We start from the raw sequence: 23,691 nt of genomic DNA on the forward strand, positions 1-23,691 counted from the left end.
TAGATCATTAAACTGCCTCGCAAGTTAAATTAATATTATACTTGTTTTATGTTATCATATCCTAATTGTAAATTAATAATTTATAAATCATTAATTTAAAAATAATAATTCAACAAGTTTTTATTTATAAATTGCAAAGTATATTTTTTTAACTCAAACCTGGCTATTGAAATTATAGTATGATAATTCATAATTTAAACTAAAAAATGAAGCATTATAAATCATACATAAAATTTACCGGAAATCTTATCCATTGGCTTACAATTCAAGCATTTCGGATTAAAGAACTACTTTTGTAGCTCAAATTAATGGATCCTATTTATTTAAACCTTAAATTTATAAAATCCCAACATCCATGGAGTTAAACAACAGTAAAATATTGGTAATAGGAGGTGCAGGATTTATAGGCAGCTTTGTAGTAGAAGAATTGCTTAAGCATGCAGTTTCTGAAGTAGTAATATATGACAACTTTACAAGAGGGAAAAAAGAATATTTAGAACAGGTTTTAAAAGATCCCAGGTGTAGCATTTTCCCATTTGGAGGCGACATTCGGGATCTGGACATCCTCGATGCAGCCATGAAAGACAAAGACTATGTAATTAGTTTAGCAGCAATGTGGTTATTGCATTGCAAAGATTATCCCAGGACTGCTTTTGAAGTGAATATCACCGGTACGTTTAATATTCTCGAGGCCTGTGTACGCAATAAAATTAAAAAATTAGTCTGGTCTTCTTCTGCATCCGTTTATGGAGATGCCGTTGAGATTCCAATGACAGAATCGCATCCTTATAATAACAAAAACTTTTATGGGGCTACTAAAATTGCCGGAGAAGCAATGTGCACGGCCTATAATGATCGATATGGATTGCAAGTAATTGGATTGAGATATATGAATGTTTATGGTCCTCATCAAGATCAAACAGCGGCCTATACTGGTGTCATTCCAATCATGCTAAATAAGATTGATGCAAACGAGCAACCTATTATTAATGGAGATGGTTCTCAAGCCTATGATTTTATCTATGTAGAAGATGTAGCCAGGGCGAATTTATGTGCAATTACTTCAAATGTGGAGTTTGGATTTTATAATGTTGGGACTGAAGTTCAAACTTCCATTCGTGTTTTATGTGATACCATACTTCAATTAAAGAATTCCAATTTAACAGTACAGTACAAACCTTATTCAGCAGATGATGCCCGTGCATTAGTACAAAACCGGATAGGCTCTAGAGCAAAGGCAGAACAGGAATTAGGTTTTTTATTCAAATACTCTTTGGAAGAAGGTCTCTTAAAATTGATTGCCTGGAGAGAATCTGGTGTTTCTTAAGACTTTAAATTCCATGAATTAGGGTCTTCAATTGCTAATTTGCATAGTATAAATAATTGAATTTTAATATAGTTTGTTGATTATCAATGCGCTTTAATGTGCTTTATAGACAATAAATCAAGTCATAAGTTGACTTTTAGTATTTATAGGATAGCTATTGATTTATTTAAAATGTCTATTCTTTCATTAGTTTTCAACCGGATTCACTGTTTTTGATCAAAGGTCTTATACTTTTGTCTACGAATTATGTGTGGATTAACGGGTATTTTTCATTTTGATGGGCGAGAAGTTTCTTTAGAACTTTTAAAGAAAATGACATCACAACTAGTGCATCGGGGACCAGATGGTGAAGGATATTATAATAATGGTCAAATCGGACTTGGTCATCGGAGACTTTCTATTTTAGATTTAAGTGAAAATGGAAAGCAACCTATGTATTCTAAAGATGGAAAATGGGTTTTGGTTTTCAATGGTTGCATCTACAATTATCAAACCTTAAAGCTTAGTTTGCAAGAAAAAGGCCATCAGTTTATAAGTACCTGCGATACCGAAGTAATCTGTGAAGGTTTGGCTTCGGAAGGACCCGATTTTATAAAGAAAATGGATGGTATGTTTGCAATTGCAGCATGGAATATTCCGCAAAAAAAATTATGGCTTTCAAGAGATCGTTTTGGGGTAAAGCCCTTGTATTATTTTCAACATAACAGAACCCTGCTTTTTGCATCCGAAATTAAAGCATTTTTAGTACATCCGGAATTTAAAGTGAAAGTGCAAGCAGAAGCCTTGAACGAATACTTTACCTTTCAAAACTTATTTTCATTTAAAACTTTATTTGAAGGCGTTTATATGATACCTCCTGCAAATACAATTTGCATTGAATCGAATAAAGAACTTTTACACAATTCCTGGTGGGATTATGATTTTTCAAATCCGGATACCAAAATTAGTATGGAAGATTCAATTGAAGAAACAAAGCGCTTATTGGATTGTGCCGTAAAAAAACAAATGATATCGGATGTTCCAGTGGGATCTTATTTAAGTGGTGGAATGGACAGTGGTTCCATAAGTGTATTGGCAAGTCAAAAAGTAAATCGTTTATATACGTTTACTGCTGGATTTGAAATGAGTGAAGTATTTGGCAATGAAGTAGGATTTGATGAACGACTAGATGCAGAAATTACCGCCAATTTTATAAAAAGCGAACATTACGAACAAGTCATCAATGCAGGTGATATTAAATGGAGTTTACCAAAAGTAGTTTGGCATCTTGAAGACCTAAAAGTTGGCATGAGTTATCCAAATTATTACATTAGTAGGTTGGCTTCTAAATTTGTAAAAGTTTGTTTACAAGGTACCGGTGGAGATGAGATTTTTGGAGGTTATCCCTGGAGATATTACAGAGTTTTTAAATCCTTAAATCGCTCTGAATATTTTCAAAACTATTATGGTTTTTGGCAACGATTGGTTTCAGATGAATCAAAAGCTACGCTTTTTCAAAAAAGAATTCAAGCAGAGATGGATTTTGAATCGCCCCGTCGCATTTTTGAACGGGTGTTTTTATTTAATTCAAAACTAAAATACGATACACCTGAAGAACATATTCAGAATAGCTTATATTTTGAAAGCAAAACATTTTTACCCGGATTATTATTGGTTGGTGATAAATTAGCAATGGCCAACGGACTTGAAGAACGCTTTCCTTTTTTAGACAATGAATTAGTAAATTTTGCGCAGAAAATTCCGATCCGTTATAAGCTTGGAAATTTGGAACATATGAAACGGATTGATGAAAATACAGCCGGCAATAAGCGCGCTTTATATAGTGAATTTGATGATGGTAAAAATGTTTTAAGACAGGCCATGAAAGATATAATACCAGAAAAAATTGTCAACCGCAAAAAACAAGGATTTAGTTCGCCGGATGAATCCTGGTATCGCGGAGAAAATGCAGCCTATGTAAAAGATTTATTACTCGGTAAGAATATTGCCTGTCATGAATTTATAGAGCCTGAATTTATAAAAAATATTATTCATGAACATTGTGATAAAAGAATTAATCATCGACTTTTGATATGGAGTTTTTTATGTTTTGAATGGTGGTGTCGAATTTTTTTAAAAGGAGAGCATGAGTCCGGTTTAAAAAGTGGCTAATTCAATTTTGACTGAGCACTTCGTTCTTACGAATAAGCTTGAATCAAAAGCAATTTAATAGAATGTATGCTATCTCCACCGAGCAAATATTAGAAAAAATAATTGTGCATATTTCAAAGACTCCAAAACGATTAATTAAAAATTAATTTAAATCTATACAGGCGGATAATCTCCGCCTGCAATTTTTTAATATGAGCAAACTGAATAATATTTTAATTGCATATCTAGTTGTCTTTTCATTGAAGGCGCAAAGTACATTTAATATTACATTAAAAACAGATTTCAATAATATAGATGGAATTTATCATCCTATAATAGAATTAAATAAAGGCAGGTTAATTTCTATTACACATACTGAATACTTAAATAAATATAATAGTGGATCTCATATTACAATGCTAAGTCTAGAATGCAAAACCTAAAAAGTTGATAGTTTCATTAGCACTGCAAACGCTCCATTAATTAGTGATGCAAAAATTCTAAATAATTGCAATTATTTGTAAGGTGCAAAATTTTTAGATATTAATACTTCAATCAGAAGAGTATTGATAGAAAACACAGAAGAAGTGTCTTAACGTAAAGCAATGGATGAAAAGAAAATTGTTTTGGTAAATTTATCCAAAGGACATGTAGGAGCGGATGCATAGCATATACCTGGAGCTTTAAGTATTACCTCAATAGCTTCTGCTGCATTTAACCGAGTTGATACTCCTGAAGTAAACCGAATTCCGTTCATGGTATACATGGATGAATTTCACAACTTCACTACCTTATCATTAGTCAATATGTTTTCCGAATTAAGAAAATTCAAGGTAGGAATGACATTAGATACGTGATTCAACTCGATGACGACATTAAAAGCCCAGCGCTTGGTAATGCTGGAACTAATATTTCATTTAGAATCGGAACCGAAGATGCAATGTATAACAGAGCGTTTCCGCAAATAGGCAGCTGGAGCACGATAGTGCTGCAAATGATGGAACAGTGTGAACTGCGATAAATTAAGCTAATCAAAATGTATCCTGAATTTGATGTTGAAGATTTTATCAATCTTTCAAACTACAAGATATATTTGAAGCTTTTGATTGATGGTAAACCCAGCAGGCCATTTAGTGCATACTCTATAAAACTTAATTAAAAGATCATAGCTTTAATTTAAAATTAAAGAAAGATCTTATTCTTTTATAAACTTATCAGTCCAATAGTTTCCTTTCTGGTCTATTATTTGAATAATAAACATGCCTGGTTGTAAACCTTGTATGGGAATTTTAATTTCTTCTTGGATTAAATTGTATTGCTGAGTTAAAAGAACTTTTCCATTAAGATCTGTTAGGCGCAAACTAAATTGAGAATTAATTTTGCCTTTGAGGTCGTGTATAAATAAAACTGTACTTACAGGATTTGGATAAATTATTATATCTAAGTCTTTAAATTTATATTCATTGTCAACTGCCGTATTAAGTGGAAACGAGATGGTGCTATCACAGGGATATGGATCATCTACCCTATAATGAGGAAAATTAGGAATTGCAAAACTATTGCGTGTTGGAAGTTTTAAACCACGATTAACTAAATTACATTCTTTTCCTTTCTTATTAGGTTCCATAATAACATGTAAATATCGATTGCCTCCGTAGGTTGAAATATATATTCTACAATCTGGTGCCAGTGCCATTTGCAAATAAGTAGTAGGATAAGGATCAAAAAAGTTATCAAAAACTCCAACAGTATCTATTGAAAGACTAGGATTTTGTTCTAAAAGATCTACTTGTAAAACTTCAGTAGGATTACTAATGTATACAAAACGTGAATTTGGAGAAAAGGAACATCCACTTATAACATTTTGAGAATAAGTTAAAAAATAATGATGAAAATTACTTAGAACACCGGTACTTCTGTCGAAATCGAAAACTTGAAGTCCATTTGAACGTGTATAAATAGCATATTTTTTACCATCTGGTGAAAAAACACCTTGCCCCCCACCGTTTGAGATACTATCATTTTTGACTCCAATTTGTTGATCCAATGCTTTTTCAATACCATTTTTCGTATACAATAAAATCCAAAAACGATTAACATCTTTTTGAGGTGCGATTAACCACCAAGATAAATAGTCCTTGTTTGGAATTGAAGTAAATCCATGACCAATCAATCTGCTATATAAAATTATTTTGTTTTTTGATAAAACCGAATTAGTTCTCAAATCTATCTTTGACTCAAGGATTGCCTTTCTATTTACCTTAGGTTCAATTCCGATGGTGTCTATTATTGTATGTAGAAAAATTATTTGATCCGAATCATTCAAAAAATTTATGAATGTTCCTGCTTGAACACTAGGAAGATATTTTGGACAAGCTACAGGCCAAACTTTGCCATAACTGATAGAATCTCCTCCATTTAATATATCTGCATCTTTGTCAGCAATTGAGCATCCATTAGACATATATAATAGTTCCCCTGTATTTTTTGAAAAACTATTTGATTGATAGTTAAATTCAAATAAACGCGCTTGAGGAATAAAGCTAATTCTACCGTTTTGAAATGACATAATGACTCCTCCAAATGGATTTGTGCTATCTGGTATCCCGGTGCCATAACCAAATAACCAATTATAATCAAAATGCTTTTGGGCTTGCATTCCAAACACAATCCCAATTAGCAATATAAATGCTATGCTTAATTTTAATTTTGAATGAAAACTTTGGTTGACCATTGAGGATTATGATTAATCGAAATGATAAACATCCCTGGATCTAAAGCAAATATAGGAAGTTCGTACGTATTACTTAAACTAAATTCTTTGAGAATTTTACCATTCAGTTCAATTAATTTTCCAGAATATATTTTATTTTCCTTGGCTCCAATTAAAAATATTTTAAAGCTACTATTTGAAGGGTTAAGATAAATTAAAATCTCTTCTTTCAATGAAGTGTTGTTATGTTTATATTCGCGTATACTGCATATAATATGGTATCCATATTTATTAAGTCCTTAAATTTATTTGTAATCTGTTAAAGCCCGGAAAAAATTCAAACACTATAAATTACTAAATTTTTATTATAAACACCTGCACTTAGCTAAAATAATCCGATTCTAAAAGGCAATAAATTATAGAATCCAGAAATACTCCATTATAATAATAATTTTCGCGAAAATGCGCTTCTTTTACGAAATGATGTTTTTCTAAAATTTTCCTGGAAGCTGTATTTGCAATATTTACATTTGCTTCAATAGAATGAATTTTCAAAGTCTTAAAACCATAATGGATAATTGCTTTGATGGCTTCATCCATAATTCCTTGTCGATGATATTCCGGAAGTAACATGTATCCGATTTCTGTTCTATGGTTTGGAAAATCAAATCTCCAAAAACCTATAGTTCCAATCATAGAGCTTTCGTTTCTCAAACAAATTGCCCAGGTAATACCCTCATTGTTTATTAAAGATTCATTTACTTTATCAATAAGTAATATTACATCATTTACATCTTGTGCCATTGGACGATCAATATAACGCATCACAGTAGTATTGGATCGCAATCTGAATAGTATATCAGCATCTGTTTCTACTATTTTTCTAAGCAACAATTTATCCGTGGTAATTTCTGGAAATGGATCAAAGTTTACTTCTAGCATACCATTAATTTTTAATGAATTCAATTTATATAACGAATCCAGGTAAAAGAAAAGCCTTTACTTTCGATACCATTTTTGTATAATTTGTTCGGCTTGTTTACCCTGTGGTGTATAGTCCTTTTCAATATATCCTTCATGCCCTTCTCCATTTGGGAACCACTTCCATAAAAATCCTCCAGCCCACCATTTTTTATTCCACAAGGATTCATACATCGCTTCATAAGCATTGGCTTGCGTTTGTTGATTTATAGCATATTGTTCAATTTGCTTTTCAATCTCCCAACCCTTTCCAGCACTTCCATCAACACTTAAATACCCATATTCTGTAAAAATTATCTTCTTATTGAGTCTATTTGAATGTTTTTCCATGTCAGGAATGAAATTCTTCCATTTTTGTTTCAAATAATTTACTTCCGGCGTTTTTTCCTCCGTCAATGGAAAATAAGCACTGATTCCTATATAATCTAAAGCATCCCAAAATGGCACTTCCAGGTAATGATCCCAATTCGCACTATAGCACAATTTACCTTTATAGATTTTCCGTATATCCGAAATTAATTTTCTAAAAAAGGCTTCTCGTTTTATCACTGCAATATTATATTCAGTAGCTATGCAAACCATTTCCACCTGGGTTTCAATCGCTATTTGTATAAATTGATTTAGATAGGCTGCATATTCTTTTTCCCAAATCTGCCAATCCGCTTCCGTTGTAAAATCCATACTTCCGACCCAGGATTTATGAATGTAAACCTGCGGTTTCAATAATACTTGAATGCCTTTTTCTTTTGCAAGTCGAATACTTTCACGTATTCCTTCCGGACGTTCTCCCCACCACTGCCAATTGTTTGGTTCATATTGGACTGCTGGTTTGCCAAAGGATGAAAACGCATAAGGAATCAATGCAATCCAATTTGCACCTGTATTTGTAATTGGTTCAATCGGATTTTTTGGAAATGGATTTGGCGGAGCAACCAGAGTAATTCCTTTAATTTTTTCATTTGTGTAAAATAAATTAAAAATCCTGTCTTTATTAAAGAACAAACTTATACTTAGTAAGCCAAAAATCGATAAGGATATAAATTTCAAAATTTTTATTTCAAAGATAAACAAGCTTTTCGAATCCTATGTTTTCAAATTCAATGTTCGATATTTAATTTAATCCTATTTTTATACTCTTTTTATGTTTGTTTCTATGTTGCTCCCTAAATCTTATTTTCAAAATCAGGATGTCTTGTTTTTAGCGAAAGACTTACTTGGTAAAGTTTTAATTACAAACATTGAAGGGCAAATCTGCAGCGGGATCATCGTTGAAACGGAAGCTTATAGAGCACCCGATGATAAAGCTTGTCATGCTTATAATAATCGAAAGACAGAACGCACGAAAACGATGTTTTTGGATGGAGGACATGCATATATCTATCTGTGTTATGGTATGCATCATTTATTGAATGTTGTTACTGCAACGGAAGGGAAAGCGCAGGCTGTATTAATTCGTGCGATCGAACCTTTGGATGGAATAGAACAAATGAAAATTCGCAGAAAAACCCCGGCGTTTAATTTAAGCTTAACAAAAGGACCTGGAAACCTTACAAAAGCATTTGGAATCGATAAACGCCTCAATGAAACCAAATTTTATGAAGCTGAAAGTGCAATTCAAATCTATGATGAAAACAAACACTATAGTTTAGAGCAAATTGCTATTTCAAAACGAATTGGTGTAGATTATGCAGAAGAATGTGCACACTGGCTCTGGCGGTACTATGTAAAAGAGAATCCGTATGTGAGTTAATCCAGCTGTTTTATTCGAAATTGCAAACGATGAATAATGCAAACAAAGGCAATAATAAAACGGATGCTGATTTAGTAAATGGTTTTAAATACCCCTTCGAATCCTTATTCTAAAAAAATAGTTTTCGGTTTAGATAATACTATTTTGTGCTTGCAAACTATGGAATACAAAAATTAATAAAACCGGAATGAATTTCAAAAACGAATGAAAGCTGCTGCTTAAAATCCTGGTAAACAGGCAAGCATAAAATTTTCAAAGTAAAACCAAAAAATAAATATTAGACTTCTTTTTCAGGTTCTTTTTCTACGATCGGTTTTTCATCAGAAACATGCTGACCACTATGCGGTACAGGTTCTGAAGATTTGTCTTTATGAAAAGGAGAAGGACCAATCAATCGCTCTACATCCGATTTATGCAACACTTCTTTTTCAATAATTCGTGTGCAATAATTTCCAACTCATTTCTTTTTCTTTTAATAATTCTTGTGCTCTGCTATATTGTGCTTCTATGACAATTCTTACTTCTTCATCCATAATCCTTGCCGTTTCATCACTGTAAGGTCTTTGGAAAGCTTCTTGTGATAATCCGTAATAGGAAACGTTCCCAACTTTATCATTTAATCCAAAAACACTGATCATGCTATATGCCATTTTTGTAACATGATCTAAATCACTTTGAGCACCTGTTGAAATTTTATCAAAAACTATTTTTTCTGATGCCCGTCCGCCCATAGTCATACACATTCTATCCAAAAGTGCTTCTGTTCGGGTAATATATTCTTCCTTTGGTAAATACTGGGCATAACCCAAGGTTCCTAAACCTCTTGGCACAATGGTAACTTTTACTAAAGGCGAAGCATATTTTAAATACCAACCAATGATGGTGTGACCTGCTTCGTGATATGCTATGATTTCTTTTTCTTCAGGAGAGATTAATTTATTTTTCTTTTCCAAACCTCCGATTACCCGATCTAAAGCATAATTGAAATCATCTATATCAATTTCCTTTTTATCTCTTCTTGCAGCGACTAAAGCAGCTTCATTACAAACATTTGCAATATCTGCACCTGCAAAACCAGGTGTCATTTCAGCTAAAGCTTCAGGCGTTACGGTATTAGAAAGTTTTAAAACTTTTAAATGCACTTTAAAGATTTCTGCACGACCTTTTAAATCCGGAGGATCAATTCCAATTTGTCGGTCAAAACGACCTGGTCGCAACAAGGCTGAATCTAAAACATCCGGTCTGTTTGTTGCAGCCATTAGAATAACTCCGGCGTCTGTACTAAATCCATCCATTTCTACTAAAAGTTGGTTTAGTGTATTTTCACGTTCATCATTTCCTCCTTGTAGTGTATTTCTACCACGCGCTCTACCCACAGCATCAATTTCATCTATAAATACGATACAGGGCGCTTTTTCACGAGCCTGTCTAAATAGATCGCGGACTCTCGAAGCACCAACACCGACAAACATTTCAACAAAATCAGAACCTGAAATTGTAAAAAATGGTACACCTGCTTCGCCAGCTACCGCTTTCGCAAGCAGTGTTTTACCCGTTCCCGGAGGCCCAACTAAGAGCACCCCTTTAGGTATTTTACCTCCAAGGGAAGTATATTTTTAGGATTTTTTAGAAAATCTACGACTTCCATTACTTCTTCCTTCGCTTCTTCCAAACCTGCAACATCAGCAAAAGTTACATTGGTATTTTGATTTTTTCAAATAAGGTAGCTTTTGATTTACCAATATTAAAAATTTGTGATCCTGGTCCTGAACCACCACCACCTACCCGACGCATCAGAAACATCCAGATTGCGAGAATTATTAAAAATGGAACCACAAAGGAAAGTATCGGACCTAACCAATTTTGTTTTTCTTCGTAACTAATATTTATTTTATTCGTTAATTGATCATTGTACTTATCTATTTTTTCCTGAAATTTTTCTGCAGGTCCTATATTAAAATAATAGTTTGGTCTTACACCCAGGGACGAGGTCATTTTATCTTTATATTCATCTCTGTTTACAGCATCTTTTGAAAGATAAACATAGGCTTGTTTCATATTGACAACTTCTATCTTTTCAATATCTCCTTTAGAAGCCATTTCATTAAAACGAAGGGAGCTGATATTTCCTTTACCAGGAGATACCATATAAAATAAATTTACTCCTATGATTACTAAAAGTATAATGCCATAGATCCAATATGCATTAAATCCTTCATTACTTTTTTTAGGATTATTATTTGATGGTGGTGGTGTTTCCATAAATTTATTAATTTTCGGTAATAGAATTAAAATAACGAATAAAAGCTAAAAGAAGTTGCAAAGATTAGATATTCTTATATTCTGTAAACTTCGCATCACTCCATAAATCCTCCAGTTCATAGTATTTCCTGGTATCCTTATCGAATATATGTACGACTACATCAAAAAAATCAACTAATACCCAACGAGCGCCTATTTGGCCTTCAGAATGTGCTAATTCACCTGTTTCTTCTTTAACTCTTCGCTCTAAATTTCCAGCGATAGCTTTAATTTGTGTGCTGCTTTCACCTTCACAGATGACGAAAAAACTAGCGGGTGCATCTGGTAAATGCCTTAAGTCAAGTTGGACTATATTTTTACCTTTGATATCCTGGATACTGTCGATGACAAGTGCTAAGAATTCCGAATTTTTTTTGGCTAAAGGGGCAGTGTTTGCTTTTGTACGTGGCAATGGAATGAATAAATGGTGAAGTAAATATATAAATTTTCTTTAATATAATATAATTTTTATAGAATTCATGGATTTTGATTTTCCATATCTCTACTTACCAGAAACAGAATCAACCAATCAACTGGCTATAGATATGATATCAAAAACCAATCCAGCTGATGGTTTTATGCTAATAACTGACTATCAGACAGCAGGAAGGGGACAATATGGCAGAATTTGGCAAAGTAAAGCCGGAAAAAACTTATTAGTCAGTTTCATTTTCTACCCTAAAAACATCCCAATAAATAAGATATTCCGATTAAATCTTGCGGCAAGTCTTGCTATTATCCGTTGCCTAAAGACTTTTGATATAGCCGAATTAAGCATAAAATGGCCCAATGATATTTATATCCAGAATCAAAAAATAGCAGGTATCCTGATTCAAAATATTTTGAAAGCTTCAGAAATACAAGCTGCTGTAATCGGTATTGGCTTAAATGTAAATCAAGAATACTTTTCAACAGAACTTTCTGCAAGCTCACTTCAGAATATCCTGGGAAAAGAAATGGATATCAAAAAAATAGCATCCGACATCAGAGCGCAGTTGCTAACTTTATTAAAAACAAGGAGTACAGAAGACTGGAGCTTATTATTAGCAGAATACAATGAGGTGCTTTATAAAAAAAATAAAAAACACGTATTTAATACGGCTGCTATAAATCCAATGCTTGCAAGTATACAATATGTTACAGAAGATGGAAAAATCCATTTGTTAACTGAAAATCAAGAAATCATTTCTTTTACATTTGGGGAATTAAATTACAAATAAATTATATCCATAGATGGAATCAAATGCAGGCTATTATGCGGTTATTTTTACCAGTGTTTTATCAGAAGACACTGCCGGTTATCAGGAAATGTCACAACGAATGCTTGAATTGGCAATGCAGCAGGAAGGGTATTTAGGACACGAAACAGCGCGTTCTGAAATCGGCATCACCATAAGTTATTGGAAGAGTTTGGAAGCCATAAAAATTTGGAAACAAAATGAAGAACATCTTTTTGCTCAAGCACAAGGTAGAAAACGCTGGTATCAATCCTATCATTTAAAAATTTGTAAAGTGGAACGGGAATATAGTTTTAACAATAACTTCTAAATGTATATTCAATTTGAAATACCCTTTCGAATTCTGTTTTGATCTTTATCTGCGAATATTGAATTAAAATGAAAATACAAGATTTAAAAATTGAGATAAGTTTATAACCGACCATATATTTGATTATGAATGCAGAACAAAAACCACTTTCAAAATCTATTTTTTCGATTCCAGTCCTCGTAGCAGCATTAGGCTATTTTGTAGATATTTATGATTTACAATTATTTAATATTGTTGGAAAAGAATCTTTAGAAAAAGGTTTAAAATTAGCCCCCGAAGCCATTGCACAATATGACTATCAATTATTTCTCTGGCAGATGGGTGGCATGTTGTTGGGTGGAATTGTATTTGGAATTTTGGGTGATAAATTAGGTCGAAAATCCGTTTTGTTTTCTTCTATTTTAATTTATTCATTAGCCAATATTGCAAATGCTTTTGTAACGGATATTCATCAATACCAAATAGTGCGTTTAATCGCAGGCTTTGGATTAAGTGGAGAACTCGGAGCTGCGATTACTTTAATTTCTGAAATTATCGATAAAGAACGCCGCGGATGGGGTACTATGATCGTTGTATCGGCCGGTGCTTTGGGTGCTGTTGCCGGAAACTTAATTGCAAAGCAAACAGATTGGCAGGTATCGTATATCGTAGGGGGCGTTTTAGGTTTAGTTTTATTAGCATTTCGCGTAGGCACTTTTGAAAGTGGCATGTTTGATCGATTAAAAACGAAAGCAATTCAAAAAGGAAACTTTTTTATGTTGTTTCGGGAGCGATCGACCTTTATAAAATATATGTGTTGCATTATGGTTGGACTTCCGGTTTGGTTTGTCATAGGAATTCTGGTAAAATTTTCAGGAAAATATGCAATGTATTTAGGAATCGAAGGTCCGATTTCAACGGGCGATGCGATTATGTATTCTTATATTGGATTGTCCATTGGAGATCTGGCTAGTGGCTGGTTAAGTCAGGTGTGGAGAAGCAGAAGAAAAGTGGTATTTACCTATTTAATATTCACTTGTATACTTACCGTCATTTATTTATATGCAAGAGGCATCAGTGTCACGGCATTTTATTTTTTAAGTTTTGGTTTAGGATTTGCTACTGGCTTTTGGGCATTATTTGTAAGTATCGCTTCTGAACAATTTGGAACCAATATCAGAGCTACGGTAACGACCACAGTGCCTAATTTTGTTCGGGGTGCTGTTATTCCAATTACCTTATCCTTTAATTATTTATTGAATTTGTATGAAATTCAAACTGCTACCTGGATTGTTGGAGGTGTATGTTTATTTTTAAGTGGTATTTCTACCTATATATTAAAAGAAACTTTTGCAAAAGATCTGGATTATTATGAGACCAGTTAGTTTTTGTTGGAATGTATTAAAAAAAATTATTGAAAATTTGTAATAAATTATCCTTTGGATAAATAATAAATGAGATCAGGCTAGTTGTTTTCAATATTTTATTCCGCGAGTACAAGTATTTTATCTGCATGAAATCTTTAGGCATTTGTGCTATGTGTTTTTATTCAGCGGTATTAAAATTGGTAATTAATAAAAGAGATTAAACTCAATTCTAAAAACGGAGTATTACATTTGCAAAAATTTAATCTGTGTCTGAAGATAAAATACAGCCTGCTTTATTGTCTGCCGAACATGTTGAGCAGTGTATTTCTTTACTGCAATATTTATGTGAACATGGAGATCAATTGGTAAACATACCAGAAGATCAACAGATCGCATTGATGAAAGCTGCAGGTTTATTTTCAAGACCAGATCGCAAGGAACTTAAAAAGAGAAATAAAGGATTAAATAAACATATAAATCAGAAAATACAAGCCCATAATAAAGAAGCGAAAGCGAGCAGTGGAATTCGAAAAGTGCGAACAGAATCTATCTTTATTGCACCCCAACAATTGGCAGCAGAAACATTGCAGAATCAATCGGAAAAACAATATTTGAGTTCGCCCAGAAATTGTTATATCTGTAAAGCCGAATACCAGGAGATACATCATTTTTATGATGCGATGTGTATTTCTTGTGGCGATTATAATTATGCCAAACGATTTCAACATTGTGATTTGCGAAATCAGGTAGCATTAATTACGGGTTCCAGATTAAAAATAGGATTTCATGCCGCATTAAAAATGTTGCGTTCCGGAGCCACTGTAATTGCGACTACCCGATTTCCGATTGATTCTGCTATACGATATTCAAAAGAAACAGATTTTGAAGAATGGAAAGACAGATTGCATATTTATGGTTTGGATTTGCGACATATCCCAAGTGTTGAATTATTTTGTTCGCATATTTTAAATCATTTTTCCAGACTAGATATACTTATAAATAATGCAGCACAAACAGTGCGAAGGCCACCTGGATTTTTTAGTTATCTGATGGAATTAGAAACAACCCCATTAGAGCGATTGCCAATGGCAGCACAAACGATACTTCAGAATTATAAAAATATTGTCGATCAGATCAAACAAATTAATGTTGAAGAGCGGGGTCTTCAAAATTTGCCGGCATCCTGGGAAATCAGAGAACCCGGTATAGGAATTAGTGCTTCGGCGGCATTATCGCAGATCCCATATAAATTTGACAATACCAATGATGGAAAGCAATTATTTCCGACTGGACAGTTGGATGCAGATTTGCAGCAAGTTGATTTAAGAAAAACCAATAGTTGGCGATTAAAATTAGGAGAAATAGAAACGCCGGAAATGATTGAAGTTCAATTGGTAAATGCTATTGCGCCTTTTGTTTTAAACAACCGTTTAATTGCTTTAATGAAGCGGGAGTATACAGGACAAAAGCATATTGTAAATGTAACGGCGATGGAAGGTAAATTTTATCGGTTTACTAAATCTTCGAGACATCCGCATACGAATATGGCAAAAGCTGCTCTTAATATGATGACGCATACAGCTGCTCCCGAGCTAGCAAAAGAAGGAATTTATATGAATGCTGTAGATACTGGTTGGGTAACCGATGAAGATCCATTTGAACTAGCACAATTAAAAACCGAACTACATGATTTTCAACCCCCTTTGGATATTGTAGATGGTGCTGCCAGAATTTGTGATCCTTTTATTGATGGAATTATAACCGGGAAACACTGGTGTGGTAAATTTTTAAAAGATTATATGCCAATTGATTGGTGACTGAACGCTTCGCTACCGCGAATAAGAGTGCCAACAGGCACTCTTAAGTAAAGGAACTGCGAGCTCCCCGCGAGCAGCTAGTAAAATGTTTCTTCGCTACCGCGAATAAGAGTGCCAGCAGGCACTCTTAAGTGATGACTGACCATTTCGCTACTGCGAATAAGAGTGCCTGCTGGCACTCTTACGGGAAGGAACTGCGAGCTCCGCGAGCAGCTAGTAGGATTATATTAGGATCATGTTAATTCATCCAGAACATTTCACCCCCGCGAGCAGCTAGTAGGAAGTAATTATTGTTTTGACAGATCATTTCACCCCCGCGAGCAGCTAGTAGGATTATAGTAGGATCATGTTAATTCATTCTGTTCATTTCATCTCTCCACGAGCAGCTAGTAGGATTATATTAGGATCATATTAATTTATTCAGACCATTTCACCCCCGCGAGCAGCTTCTAAAATATTTCTTTTTTAAATATGCTAAGCTTTGCAGAAAGTATTTATTCTTACAAGATAAAATCTAATTCGAGTCAAGTTCAAAATTTGACCTTAAATTTTTTATGATCGAGGAAGACGTTCAAAATACAGCGCAAGGTGAACATTTTTCAAAGCCAAACTTTTGGAGATTCTTCTATAAAATAAACGAACGCTGTAACACCATAAAACCAAAGGCCATAGAAGAAAAATGCGATTGACAGCGATTTAAAGCAGCTGCATTAAATTTAAGAATTTGTGATCCATAAAGGAATGCTTACTTTTAAGGATTCTATTAAATTTTTAAATTTTATGATAAATACAAATATCCAACCTGCATTATTAAAACAGCTTTTTTTAATCCTGTTAATCATAGGCGTTGGTGCTGTTTTATTTTGGGAATTAAGAAGTTTTTTACCTAAGCAGTACTTGGTGCTTATACCCTGTATATATTAATGCGAAAATGGATGATCCATCTTACTAAAAAGTTAGCTGGTAGAAAGGCTGTTGCAGCCATCTTATTAATGCTTTTATCTTTTATTATTATTTTGGTACCGATAAATGCATTAATCGGGATCCTGACATCAAAAATATTACCTTATATAGAGCAATCAAAAAATTTATGGCAAAGTCTGGAAACCTGGGTGCATACCCGGAAGTTAAATATCAGGTAACAATTATTACAAAAGACAATTTAGAAAACTTAGGAAAATGGGGTGTCCAGGAGTTGCGTTTGGTATTAGGAGCAACCTTTAATAGTATTGTCACGGTGGTGGTGATGTATTTTATCTTATTTTTTATGTTGATTTCTACCCTTCAGATTGAAAAAAATCTTTATAACTGGATACCCTTGAGTGATGGCAATTCAAGGTTATTAAAAAAGCATTTAAATAATTTAATTTATTCAAATGCGATTGGCATTCCTCTGGTCGGATTATTTCAGGGATTGGTGGCCTTGATTGGATATTGGATAGTAGGTGTAGACGAACCCATTATTTGGTTTGTAGCAACCTGTATTGCGGCCATTATTCCCATTGTAGGATCTATGGTAATTTATATTCCATTATCCATCGTATTATTTACGCAGGGCGCCATCTGGCAATCTGTTTTTTTATTTTTATATGGATTTTTAATTATCGGATCGGTGGATAATTTCTTTCGCTTTTGGTTACAGCGCAAAATTGGAGATACCCATCCTTTGATTACTGTTTTTGGAGTTATCATTGGCTTAAATCTCTTTGGTTTTATCGGATTAATCTTTGGGCCAATTTTAATCTCCTTATTTCTCGTTCTGATTAGTTTGTATTCAAAGGAGTTTAATTTAGAAGCTGAACATACTCCCACTTCAAATAATTCAGATTAATACAAGATCTTATAGACAGGTGGTTTTGAAATCCACCTCAAGGGGCTGGAATCATTAGGCACTTCATTTGAAGAATAGATTTCTACCAATCTATATTCAAATTATTATAACTGGACAATAATTTTTTATAATTGCTATAATTTTGATCTGCTCTGCCATAAATACACCGCTTAATTTTTTGAGCGGGGCTCATCGGTTCTTCCTGCCACCATTCGGGATGTATCAATAATTGTAAATTCTTAATTTCTGGGTTTTTAATATACTCTGACAAACGATTATATTTCCAATAGCCATTACTATCAGAACAATAATTTACCTCATTTTGAAAATATGCGGAATATGTATTTATTAAATCAGCATAGGAATCCTTTTTACAAGTCATAATAAATGGATTTGTATTATGAAATGAAAAACAATTAATATTTACATTAAATAAATTTTCTAAAATCTGCTTTTCTAACAGAAGAATTTTTGTGATTTTATCTTCCGAATCAATATTATAGAAATGTGTATCAAAATGTATTCCTAGTTCATGCCCCATATTTAAAATCTGTACAAAGGTTTCGAAAATTCCTTTTTCAAAAATATTATAATATTCACTATGTAAATGTATAAAATAAGTAGACCGTATTCCTTCTTTATATTCAATATTTGCTATTCTTAATGCTCTTTGAGGAGAAAAATCTATATCATGTCTTAATACAACAAACTTATCTTTCTTATTGTAGGAATGAAATAGACTTACATTAAAATTAATTTTTAATACTTTTAATATTTCTTTATATTTACTAATTGTGAAATCATTAAAGTGATATTTATTATAATTATTTTGCATTATCGTTGCATTTTAAATTTTTATGGTTTTTCAATATTATCTTCCAACCACCTTGCTTCCATCGGGATATGATTTATTTATAAAACTATGAGCACCTATAATACAGCCATTCCCCAGGCTTACACCTTTTGCTATGACTGTATGAGGACCTATAAAACAATTATTTCCAATCACTACAGGAGCATATTCATAAGGCGCGACGCCGCCGCTTACAGCCCATTGTACGGTATCATGACTATAAATATGCACCGCTGCAGAAATAGAACAGTTATCTCCAATTTTTAGCCCGCCACTACCATCAAGAATTACAAAAGGTCCAATCCAGGTATTTTTTCCAACTGTAACATCTCCATACACCAAGGCGCTGTCATAAATGCTGCTTTTTTCTCCAAAACCTAAATATCTTGCTTTCTCCCAGCGGTCACTAAATAATTCATTGACCGATAAAACCCGTTTATAAGATTGGCGAAGTGCTTCGCGTTTTTTTCTAATGAACCATTGAATAAGGGTATTTAACATAAGCTTTTTTTAGGAGGCATTAGAAATTGCTTTTATCTTATTAGCTATATATTCAAAATCTTCTTGTTTCATAAGATTATGCAAAGGGATAGACATCGATTGCTGGTCGGCAATTTTGGCTATTGGATAATCCTCTGATTTAATATTATAAGTACGGCGATAATAATCGAGCATATGCACAGCATGGGTGCCCGGCCGGGTAGCGATTCCTTGTTCTTGCAAATACTCCATCAAAGCATTTCTGGATACCGGAGACCGGGATTCATCAATCCAAAGGACATAGGATTGCCAACCATGTTTCATGTTGGCTGGAAGACCGGGTGTCCGTATCCAGTTAATATCTTTTAGTGCCTGGTCATAATATTGGGCCCACTGATTGCGGTATGTTATAAAAGATTCAAGTTTTTTTAATTGTACCAAGCCTACAGCTCCCTGTAAATCAGTCATCCGGTAATTATAACCTACCATGGTAAATTCTGGTAGTATATAAGGTTTTGGACCTTTATGCCGTTGCTCTTCAGACAAGGAAGCGCCATGATTGCGAAGTTTATTTAGATGTTCAGCCAGTGCATCATCCTGTGTAGTTAACATACCACCTTCTCCGGTAGTTACCGATTTGCGGGGATGAAATGAAAAGCAAGCGATATCACCTAATCCACCGGCAGGTCTTGATTTATAATGAGCTCCGGCAGCGCAAGCACCATCTTCAATAATCTTAATACCCGGAGCTACTAATTTTATGGCGTCTATATCCGCACAAAGCCCAAATAAATGCACCGGTATGATAGCTTTTGTACGCGGGGTGATTTTCTTTTGAAGTTCTTTGACATCCATATTAAAACTTTCCAGGTCGATGTCTACAAACACTGGATGGGCACCGCAATAAATCACGGCATTAGCAGTAGAAACCCAGGTAAAAGCTGGAACGATGACTTCGTCACCAGGACCAACACCGGCGGCAATCAATGCCAGATGCAATGCGGTAGTGCAGTTTGATACTGCAATTGCATGTTTTACCTGGTGAATTTCAGCAAACAACTTTTCAAATGCAGCTACTTGTGGTCCCTGTGTCATCCAGCCTGAAAAAATAGGTGCTTTGCAGGCTTCCCATTCTTCCTGTCCCATGGAGGGTTGTGATATTTGTATATATTTTTTTGGATTCAATATTTTTGAGTTTTATATTTTTTCAATTCTTAAAGGAATAAAGGTATCTGAATTTAACAAAATCTCAAAATTAGCTATGGATTAAACTGCAGTATAAATCTAATTACTTTTTAAGTTCAATGATTGTCTATAAATATACAATGGCTACCTATATATAAATTTTTACAGCCTTAAGATGATTTAATAAACTTCAAACCATTAGCCATTCAAATGAAATATTTTTAAATAGAAGCTTCAATAAAATTACAATAATTTGTTTGTAAGTATTGTTAGTTTTCTTTGAAATAACAAATTAAGGTGTAAACTCTACCTGTACTTGGATTTAAAATATATCCATATTTTAAGCTGAAACAGGAAGGCATAATTGGCTTATTTGTTTAACATTTAGTCTTGATAATGATTTCAGGAATATTTATATTTGCAATAAGTATAAACAGATAAGAAATTGCTATCAATTTTGTTCAAAATGGAGCAAATTAAAATATTTAAAGTAGTTTTACTTGTTGTATTAGAGCGTTATGCCCTATGCTAATATTGCTTTCTAGATCAAATTATTCCAATTTTTAAAAACCAAATTTTTCTTAGTATATTTGCTTTCTAAATTAATTGCGCCACAATGAAAACTATAGACGTTGATACTACTCTTATAGAAGGTTATTCAAAAATGTTGGACAATTTAAGTCCTAGCAATAAACTTGACCTTATTTCTAAATTAACTCTTTCTGTTAAAACTGATATTACAGATAGGAAGAAATCCTTTTATAAAGCTTTTGGCGCATGGAAGTCAAAGCAATCGGCTGACAATATTATTAAAGACATTCGCAACAGCAGAACTTTTAACAGACAAACTGAACAGTTTTGAGAAAATTTCTCCTTGATACCAATATCTGTATCTATTATATAAAAGGCAAGTTTGACCTTAAGAAATATTTTGAAGAAGCCGATCCTGAAAATTGTTTCATTTCAGAAATTACACTGGCCGAATTAAAGTTTGGAGTTGAAAATAGTGAGAACAAAGAAAAAAATCAAAATACACTAGATAGTTTTCTAACAGCAATCAAAATTATTCCAATTTATCATTCACTTGACTTTTATGCTAAAGAAAAAGCAAGACTAAGAAAGTCAGGAACTCCCATCGATGATTTTGATCTTTTAATTGGAGTGACTTCTGTTACTCATAATTTAATAATGGTAACCAGTAATACTGAACATTTCAAACGAATAAAAGGAATTACATTGGAAGATTGGACTAAAAAATAAATCCTACATACCAACAAGAATAAAAAAGCATAGGGCATAACCCGACTTAGACTCTGCACCGCCAAGCATCCTATATCATTCTCTCCCGCAGTGCGGGATCTTCGCTTCGCTTCGATCTTAATTTTTTTGGTAATTAAAAATTAAATTTTTATTTTTGGCTGCTATTGAATTGGCGTTGCAGCGACTATGCCAAATCCGTTGAAATCTTAAATACTTTTACTTAACTCAGTTATTATGCGAATCTTAATAAAAAAAACCATGACTATAAAATATAATTGTATTTGCATTTCAACGATAATGCAGTTATTTGCTTCTAATTTACATTGTCAAGATACTTTGGTTTTTAATAATCACATTAATGGTATTAAAGCGGTAAATATCGGGGTAAATATTTCTGGAAATCTTGACAGAATGGGAATTAACGGAGGAAAATGGCATTTTATTGATTCTTTGGACGCCCCATTGGGCGACAATAATTATGATTATATACTTGACTTTAAGGAAGGATTAGCGGCAGTTTGTTTAGGTACGGTAATTGATGTTAAGCCATTAAAAGAAATTAAGCACTTTACAAAGGAGGAAAAAATCATCCTTGACGAGAAATCATTTTCTAAAGAAAATAATGATTATAAAAATTCAAGAACAGTTACAACAATTACCAAATATAAAACGAAGACAATAAATGAAACTAAGACATTAATTCGCAATAGGAAGAGTTTTAGAGAAGGTGGAAAATGGGGATTTATTGATATTACAGGTAAGGTAATTATAGATTTATCTTTTGAAGCAGTTAGTAGCTATTCAAATGGATTGGCTGCAGTTAGAAAGAATGGGAAATGGGGATTTATAGATACAATTGGCAATCTCGTAATTCCAAATATTTATTATAATTTTATTGATTTTCAAAATAAATTCACTTTCGTTAAAACAAGAGAAGAGTCTGATTATATGTCATGGATCATTATTGATAGATCTGGAAATAGAGTTACTAATAGATATTATGGTTCGCTTTCCGGCATTCCCAAAAGTAAATACAACAATAATAATTCAATTAATTATTATTGGAAAGAGTTCATAGATGATAAAATGGAGTTGACACTATATGATAGCTCAGGATTATTTTTAGTTGAAGATGTTAAAACTCAACTTAGAGGATATATAGACTCTTTTGGAAAGGAAATAATACCTCCAATTTATGTACAAATTTCTGCTAATAAGGATGGACTTTTTTGTGCTTTACTGCCAAACCGTGAAATGGGTTATTTAGACAAATTTGGAAAAGTACAGATTCCTTTTGAGTTTTATATAGGATCATTTGCTAAATATGATTATACACTTGATAAATGCGAGTTTAAGGATGGGTTTGCAATAGTTGAAAGAGGTAATAAAACTGGCTATATTTCTAAAGATGGTAAATTTATTTTGTATTGTAAAAAAAATAAACTTTATGACAAAGATGGTAACCTAAAATTAAAATGCGGGGATTGCCCTAATTCGTATACGAACAACAGATCTATGGGGTCTATATATTCGATGTTTAAGGGGTTTAAAAAATTCAAAAATGGCAAAGCCGAAATATGCTTAGATAGTGAAGATTATAAAACCCAAAATGTGTACATTTTGGATAGTGTAGGCAATTTAATTCCTTCACAAGGTAAATGTACTTTAGATTACACATATTATCATGATTAGGCACCACAAATTATCCAACACAACATCTACGCCTATTTGCGACAAACCCAATCCCCAAACCCAACACCGCAGCAAACAACGCAGATGTTCACGTTCGCTGAAACCATAAAAAATAAAATAAAATAAGATGAATATAATAAAATATTTATTCGGTAGTGGCTCTAACAAGCCGCAGAAATTAATATTCCGGTTAACCTGACCGTTACAAGCACTCTATTACGATAACTCGGGACAGTTACAAGCATTTCAAATCAACTGCTACGCTGGAGGTTTTCCAAACTTTCATTGGGACCGAAACGGAATACTTGCAACTTTTCCGCCACAACAGCAAGCACCATTGGACAGCATTGTTCCACTTGACACGCAACTAAAATATTTACGGCTTCTCTCACAAACAAAAAAGTTTTCAGCAGACAGTTTCGACTCTATTGTAATCGTTTATTGGAACAGGTTTATGGGCAGACAAAGTAAGCGGCT

General features: G+C 33.3%; 22 protein-coding genes and 1 pseudogene. 13 read left to right on the top strand and 10 right to left on the bottom strand.

The annotated features are described in order from the left end of the window. Window positions 1–355: 355 nt before the first annotated feature. The 3 genes from IPO86_02340 to IPO86_02350 all read left to right on the top strand — a co-directional run bounded on the left by IPO86_02340 (window position 356) and on the right by IPO86_02350 (window position 3,900). Complete coding sequence (locus IPO86_02340; protein MBK9726935.1) at window positions 356–1,327, top strand: NAD-dependent epimerase/dehydratase family protein; 972 nt, start codon at window positions 356–358, stop codon at window positions 1,325–1,327. A 246-nt stretch (window positions 1,328–1,573) separates the two neighbouring features. Then, window positions 1,574–3,478, top strand: a complete 1,905-nt coding sequence (gene asnB, locus IPO86_02345) for an asparagine synthase (glutamine-hydrolyzing) (GenBank protein MBK9726936.1) — start codon at window positions 1,574–1,576, stop codon at window positions 3,476–3,478. Between the two features lie 191 nt (window positions 3,479–3,669). After that, a complete protein-coding gene (locus IPO86_02350; protein MBK9726937.1) occupies window positions 3,670–3,900 on the top strand; it encodes a hypothetical protein in 231 nt (76 codons plus the stop codon). A 149-nt stretch (window positions 3,901–4,049) separates the two neighbouring features. On the opposite strand, the gene IPO86_02355 is transcribed toward IPO86_02350, so the two are convergent. Then, complete coding sequence (locus IPO86_02355) at window positions 4,050–4,214, bottom strand: hypothetical protein (GenBank protein ID MBK9726938.1); 165 nt, start codon at window positions 4,212–4,214, stop codon at window positions 4,050–4,052. 96 nt (window positions 4,215–4,310) lie between these two features. On the opposite strand from IPO86_02355, the gene IPO86_02360 reads away from it, so the two are divergent. Beyond that, complete coding sequence (locus IPO86_02360) at window positions 4,311–4,478, top strand: hypothetical protein (protein MBK9726939.1); 168 nt, start codon at window positions 4,311–4,313, stop codon at window positions 4,476–4,478. A 174-nt stretch (window positions 4,479–4,652) separates the two neighbouring features. Here the strand turns inward: IPO86_02360 and IPO86_02365 are convergent, their stop codons facing one another. The 4 genes from IPO86_02365 to IPO86_02380 form a co-directional block, all read right to left on the bottom strand. Next, entirely contained in the window at window positions 4,653–6,191 is a 1,539-nt protein-coding gene (locus IPO86_02365) for a T9SS type A sorting domain-containing protein (protein MBK9726940.1), read from the bottom strand. After that, window positions 6,161–6,403, bottom strand: a complete 243-nt coding sequence (locus tag IPO86_02370) for a T9SS type A sorting domain-containing protein (GenBank protein ID MBK9726941.1) — start codon at window positions 6,401–6,403, stop codon at window positions 6,161–6,163. The genes IPO86_02365 and IPO86_02370 overlap by 31 nt, the downstream gene beginning before the upstream one ends. Window positions 6,404–6,551: 148 nt before the next feature. After that, the gene (locus IPO86_02375) at window positions 6,552–7,112 is read right to left on the bottom strand and encodes a GNAT family N-acetyltransferase (GenBank protein ID MBK9726942.1); all 561 of its coding nucleotides are present in this window, start codon (window positions 7,110–7,112) and stop codon (window positions 6,552–6,554) included. A 57-nt stretch (window positions 7,113–7,169) separates the two neighbouring features. Beyond that, window positions 7,170–8,198, bottom strand: coding sequence for a hypothetical protein (locus IPO86_02380; protein MBK9726943.1), 1,029 nt, complete (start codon window positions 8,196–8,198; stop codon window positions 7,170–7,172). A 106-nt stretch (window positions 8,199–8,304) separates the two neighbouring features. On the opposite strand from IPO86_02380, the gene IPO86_02385 reads away from it, so the two are divergent. Continuing rightward, window positions 8,305–8,901 carry a DNA-3-methyladenine glycosylase gene (locus IPO86_02385; GenBank protein MBK9726944.1) on the top strand — a complete coding sequence of 199 codons (597 nt, stop codon included), beginning with the start codon at window positions 8,305–8,307 and terminating at the stop codon, window positions 8,899–8,901. Between the two features lie 277 nt (window positions 8,902–9,178). Here the strand turns inward: IPO86_02385 and ftsH are convergent. Continuing rightward, window positions 9,179–11,163, bottom strand: a pseudogene (ftsH, locus tag IPO86_02390) (ATP-dependent zinc metalloprotease FtsH). Window positions 11,164–11,227: 64 nt separating this feature from the next. Next, window positions 11,228–11,614, bottom strand: a complete 387-nt coding sequence (gene rsfS / locus IPO86_02395; protein ID MBK9726945.1) for a ribosome silencing factor — start codon at window positions 11,612–11,614, stop codon at window positions 11,228–11,230. A 67-nt stretch (window positions 11,615–11,681) separates the two neighbouring features. Here rsfS and IPO86_02400 point away from each other — a divergent pair, with 67 nt between their 5' ends. The 5 genes from IPO86_02400 (at window position 11,682) to IPO86_02420 (ending at window position 17,744) form a co-directional block, all read left to right on the top strand. Further along, window positions 11,682–12,422 (top strand): biotin--[acetyl-CoA-carboxylase] ligase, encoded by a 741-nt coding sequence (locus IPO86_02400; GenBank protein ID MBK9726946.1) that lies wholly within the window; start codon window positions 11,682–11,684, stop codon window positions 12,420–12,422. Between the two features lie 13 nt (window positions 12,423–12,435). Continuing rightward, the gene (locus IPO86_02405; GenBank protein MBK9726947.1) at window positions 12,436–12,750 is read left to right on the top strand and encodes an antibiotic biosynthesis monooxygenase; all 315 of its coding nucleotides are present in this window, start codon (window positions 12,436–12,438) and stop codon (window positions 12,748–12,750) included. A 125-nt stretch (window positions 12,751–12,875) separates the two neighbouring features. Continuing rightward, complete coding sequence (locus IPO86_02410; protein ID MBK9726948.1) at window positions 12,876–14,114, top strand: MFS transporter; 1,239 nt, start codon at window positions 12,876–12,878, stop codon at window positions 14,112–14,114. A gap of 248 nt (window positions 14,115–14,362) precedes the next feature. After that, the gene (locus tag IPO86_02415; protein ID MBK9726949.1) at window positions 14,363–15,913 is read left to right on the top strand and encodes an SDR family oxidoreductase; all 1,551 of its coding nucleotides are present in this window, start codon (window positions 14,363–14,365) and stop codon (window positions 15,911–15,913) included. A gap of 1,090 nt (window positions 15,914–17,003) precedes the next feature. Next, complete coding sequence (locus IPO86_02420; GenBank protein ID MBK9726950.1) at window positions 17,004–17,744, top strand: AI-2E family transporter; 741 nt, start codon at window positions 17,004–17,006, stop codon at window positions 17,742–17,744. Between the two features lie 82 nt (window positions 17,745–17,826). Here IPO86_02420 and IPO86_02425 read toward each other — a convergent pair whose 3' ends face one another. The 3 genes from IPO86_02425 to IPO86_02435 are packed head-to-tail and all read right to left on the bottom strand — an operon-like array spanning window position 17,827 to window position 20,223. Beyond that, window positions 17,827–18,579 (bottom strand): hypothetical protein, encoded by a 753-nt coding sequence (locus tag IPO86_02425; GenBank protein MBK9726951.1) that lies wholly within the window; start codon window positions 18,577–18,579, stop codon window positions 17,827–17,829. A gap of 36 nt (window positions 18,580–18,615) precedes the next feature. Continuing rightward, window positions 18,616–19,098 carry an acyltransferase gene (locus tag IPO86_02430; GenBank protein MBK9726952.1) on the bottom strand — a complete coding sequence of 161 codons (483 nt, stop codon included), beginning with the start codon at window positions 19,096–19,098 and terminating at the stop codon, window positions 18,616–18,618. Between the two features lie 9 nt (window positions 19,099–19,107). Continuing rightward, complete coding sequence (locus IPO86_02435) at window positions 19,108–20,223, bottom strand: DegT/DnrJ/EryC1/StrS family aminotransferase (GenBank protein ID MBK9726953.1); 1,116 nt, start codon at window positions 20,221–20,223, stop codon at window positions 19,108–19,110. Window positions 20,224–20,878: 655 nt separating this feature from the next. Between IPO86_02435 and IPO86_02440 the strand changes: the two genes are divergently transcribed. From IPO86_02440 to IPO86_02450, 3 genes are all read left to right on the top strand, one after another. Then, the gene (locus IPO86_02440) at window positions 20,879–21,124 is read left to right on the top strand and encodes a hypothetical protein (GenBank protein ID MBK9726954.1); all 246 of its coding nucleotides are present in this window, start codon (window positions 20,879–20,881) and stop codon (window positions 21,122–21,124) included. After that, a complete protein-coding gene (locus tag IPO86_02445) occupies window positions 21,121–21,522 on the top strand; it encodes a type II toxin-antitoxin system VapC family toxin (protein ID MBK9726955.1) in 402 nt (133 codons plus the stop codon). The genes IPO86_02440 and IPO86_02445 overlap by 4 nt, the downstream gene beginning before the upstream one ends. A 234-nt stretch (window positions 21,523–21,756) precedes the next feature. Next, window positions 21,757–23,214 carry a WG repeat-containing protein gene (locus IPO86_02450; protein MBK9726956.1) on the top strand — a complete coding sequence of 486 codons (1,458 nt, stop codon included), beginning with the start codon at window positions 21,757–21,759 and terminating at the stop codon, window positions 23,212–23,214. The last annotated feature ends 477 nt before the right edge of the window (window positions 23,215–23,691 follow it).

It is taken from the genome of Saprospiraceae bacterium (assembly GCA_016717265.1).
Lineage (GTDB): Bacteria > Bacteroidota > Bacteroidia > Chitinophagales > Saprospiraceae > Vicinibacter.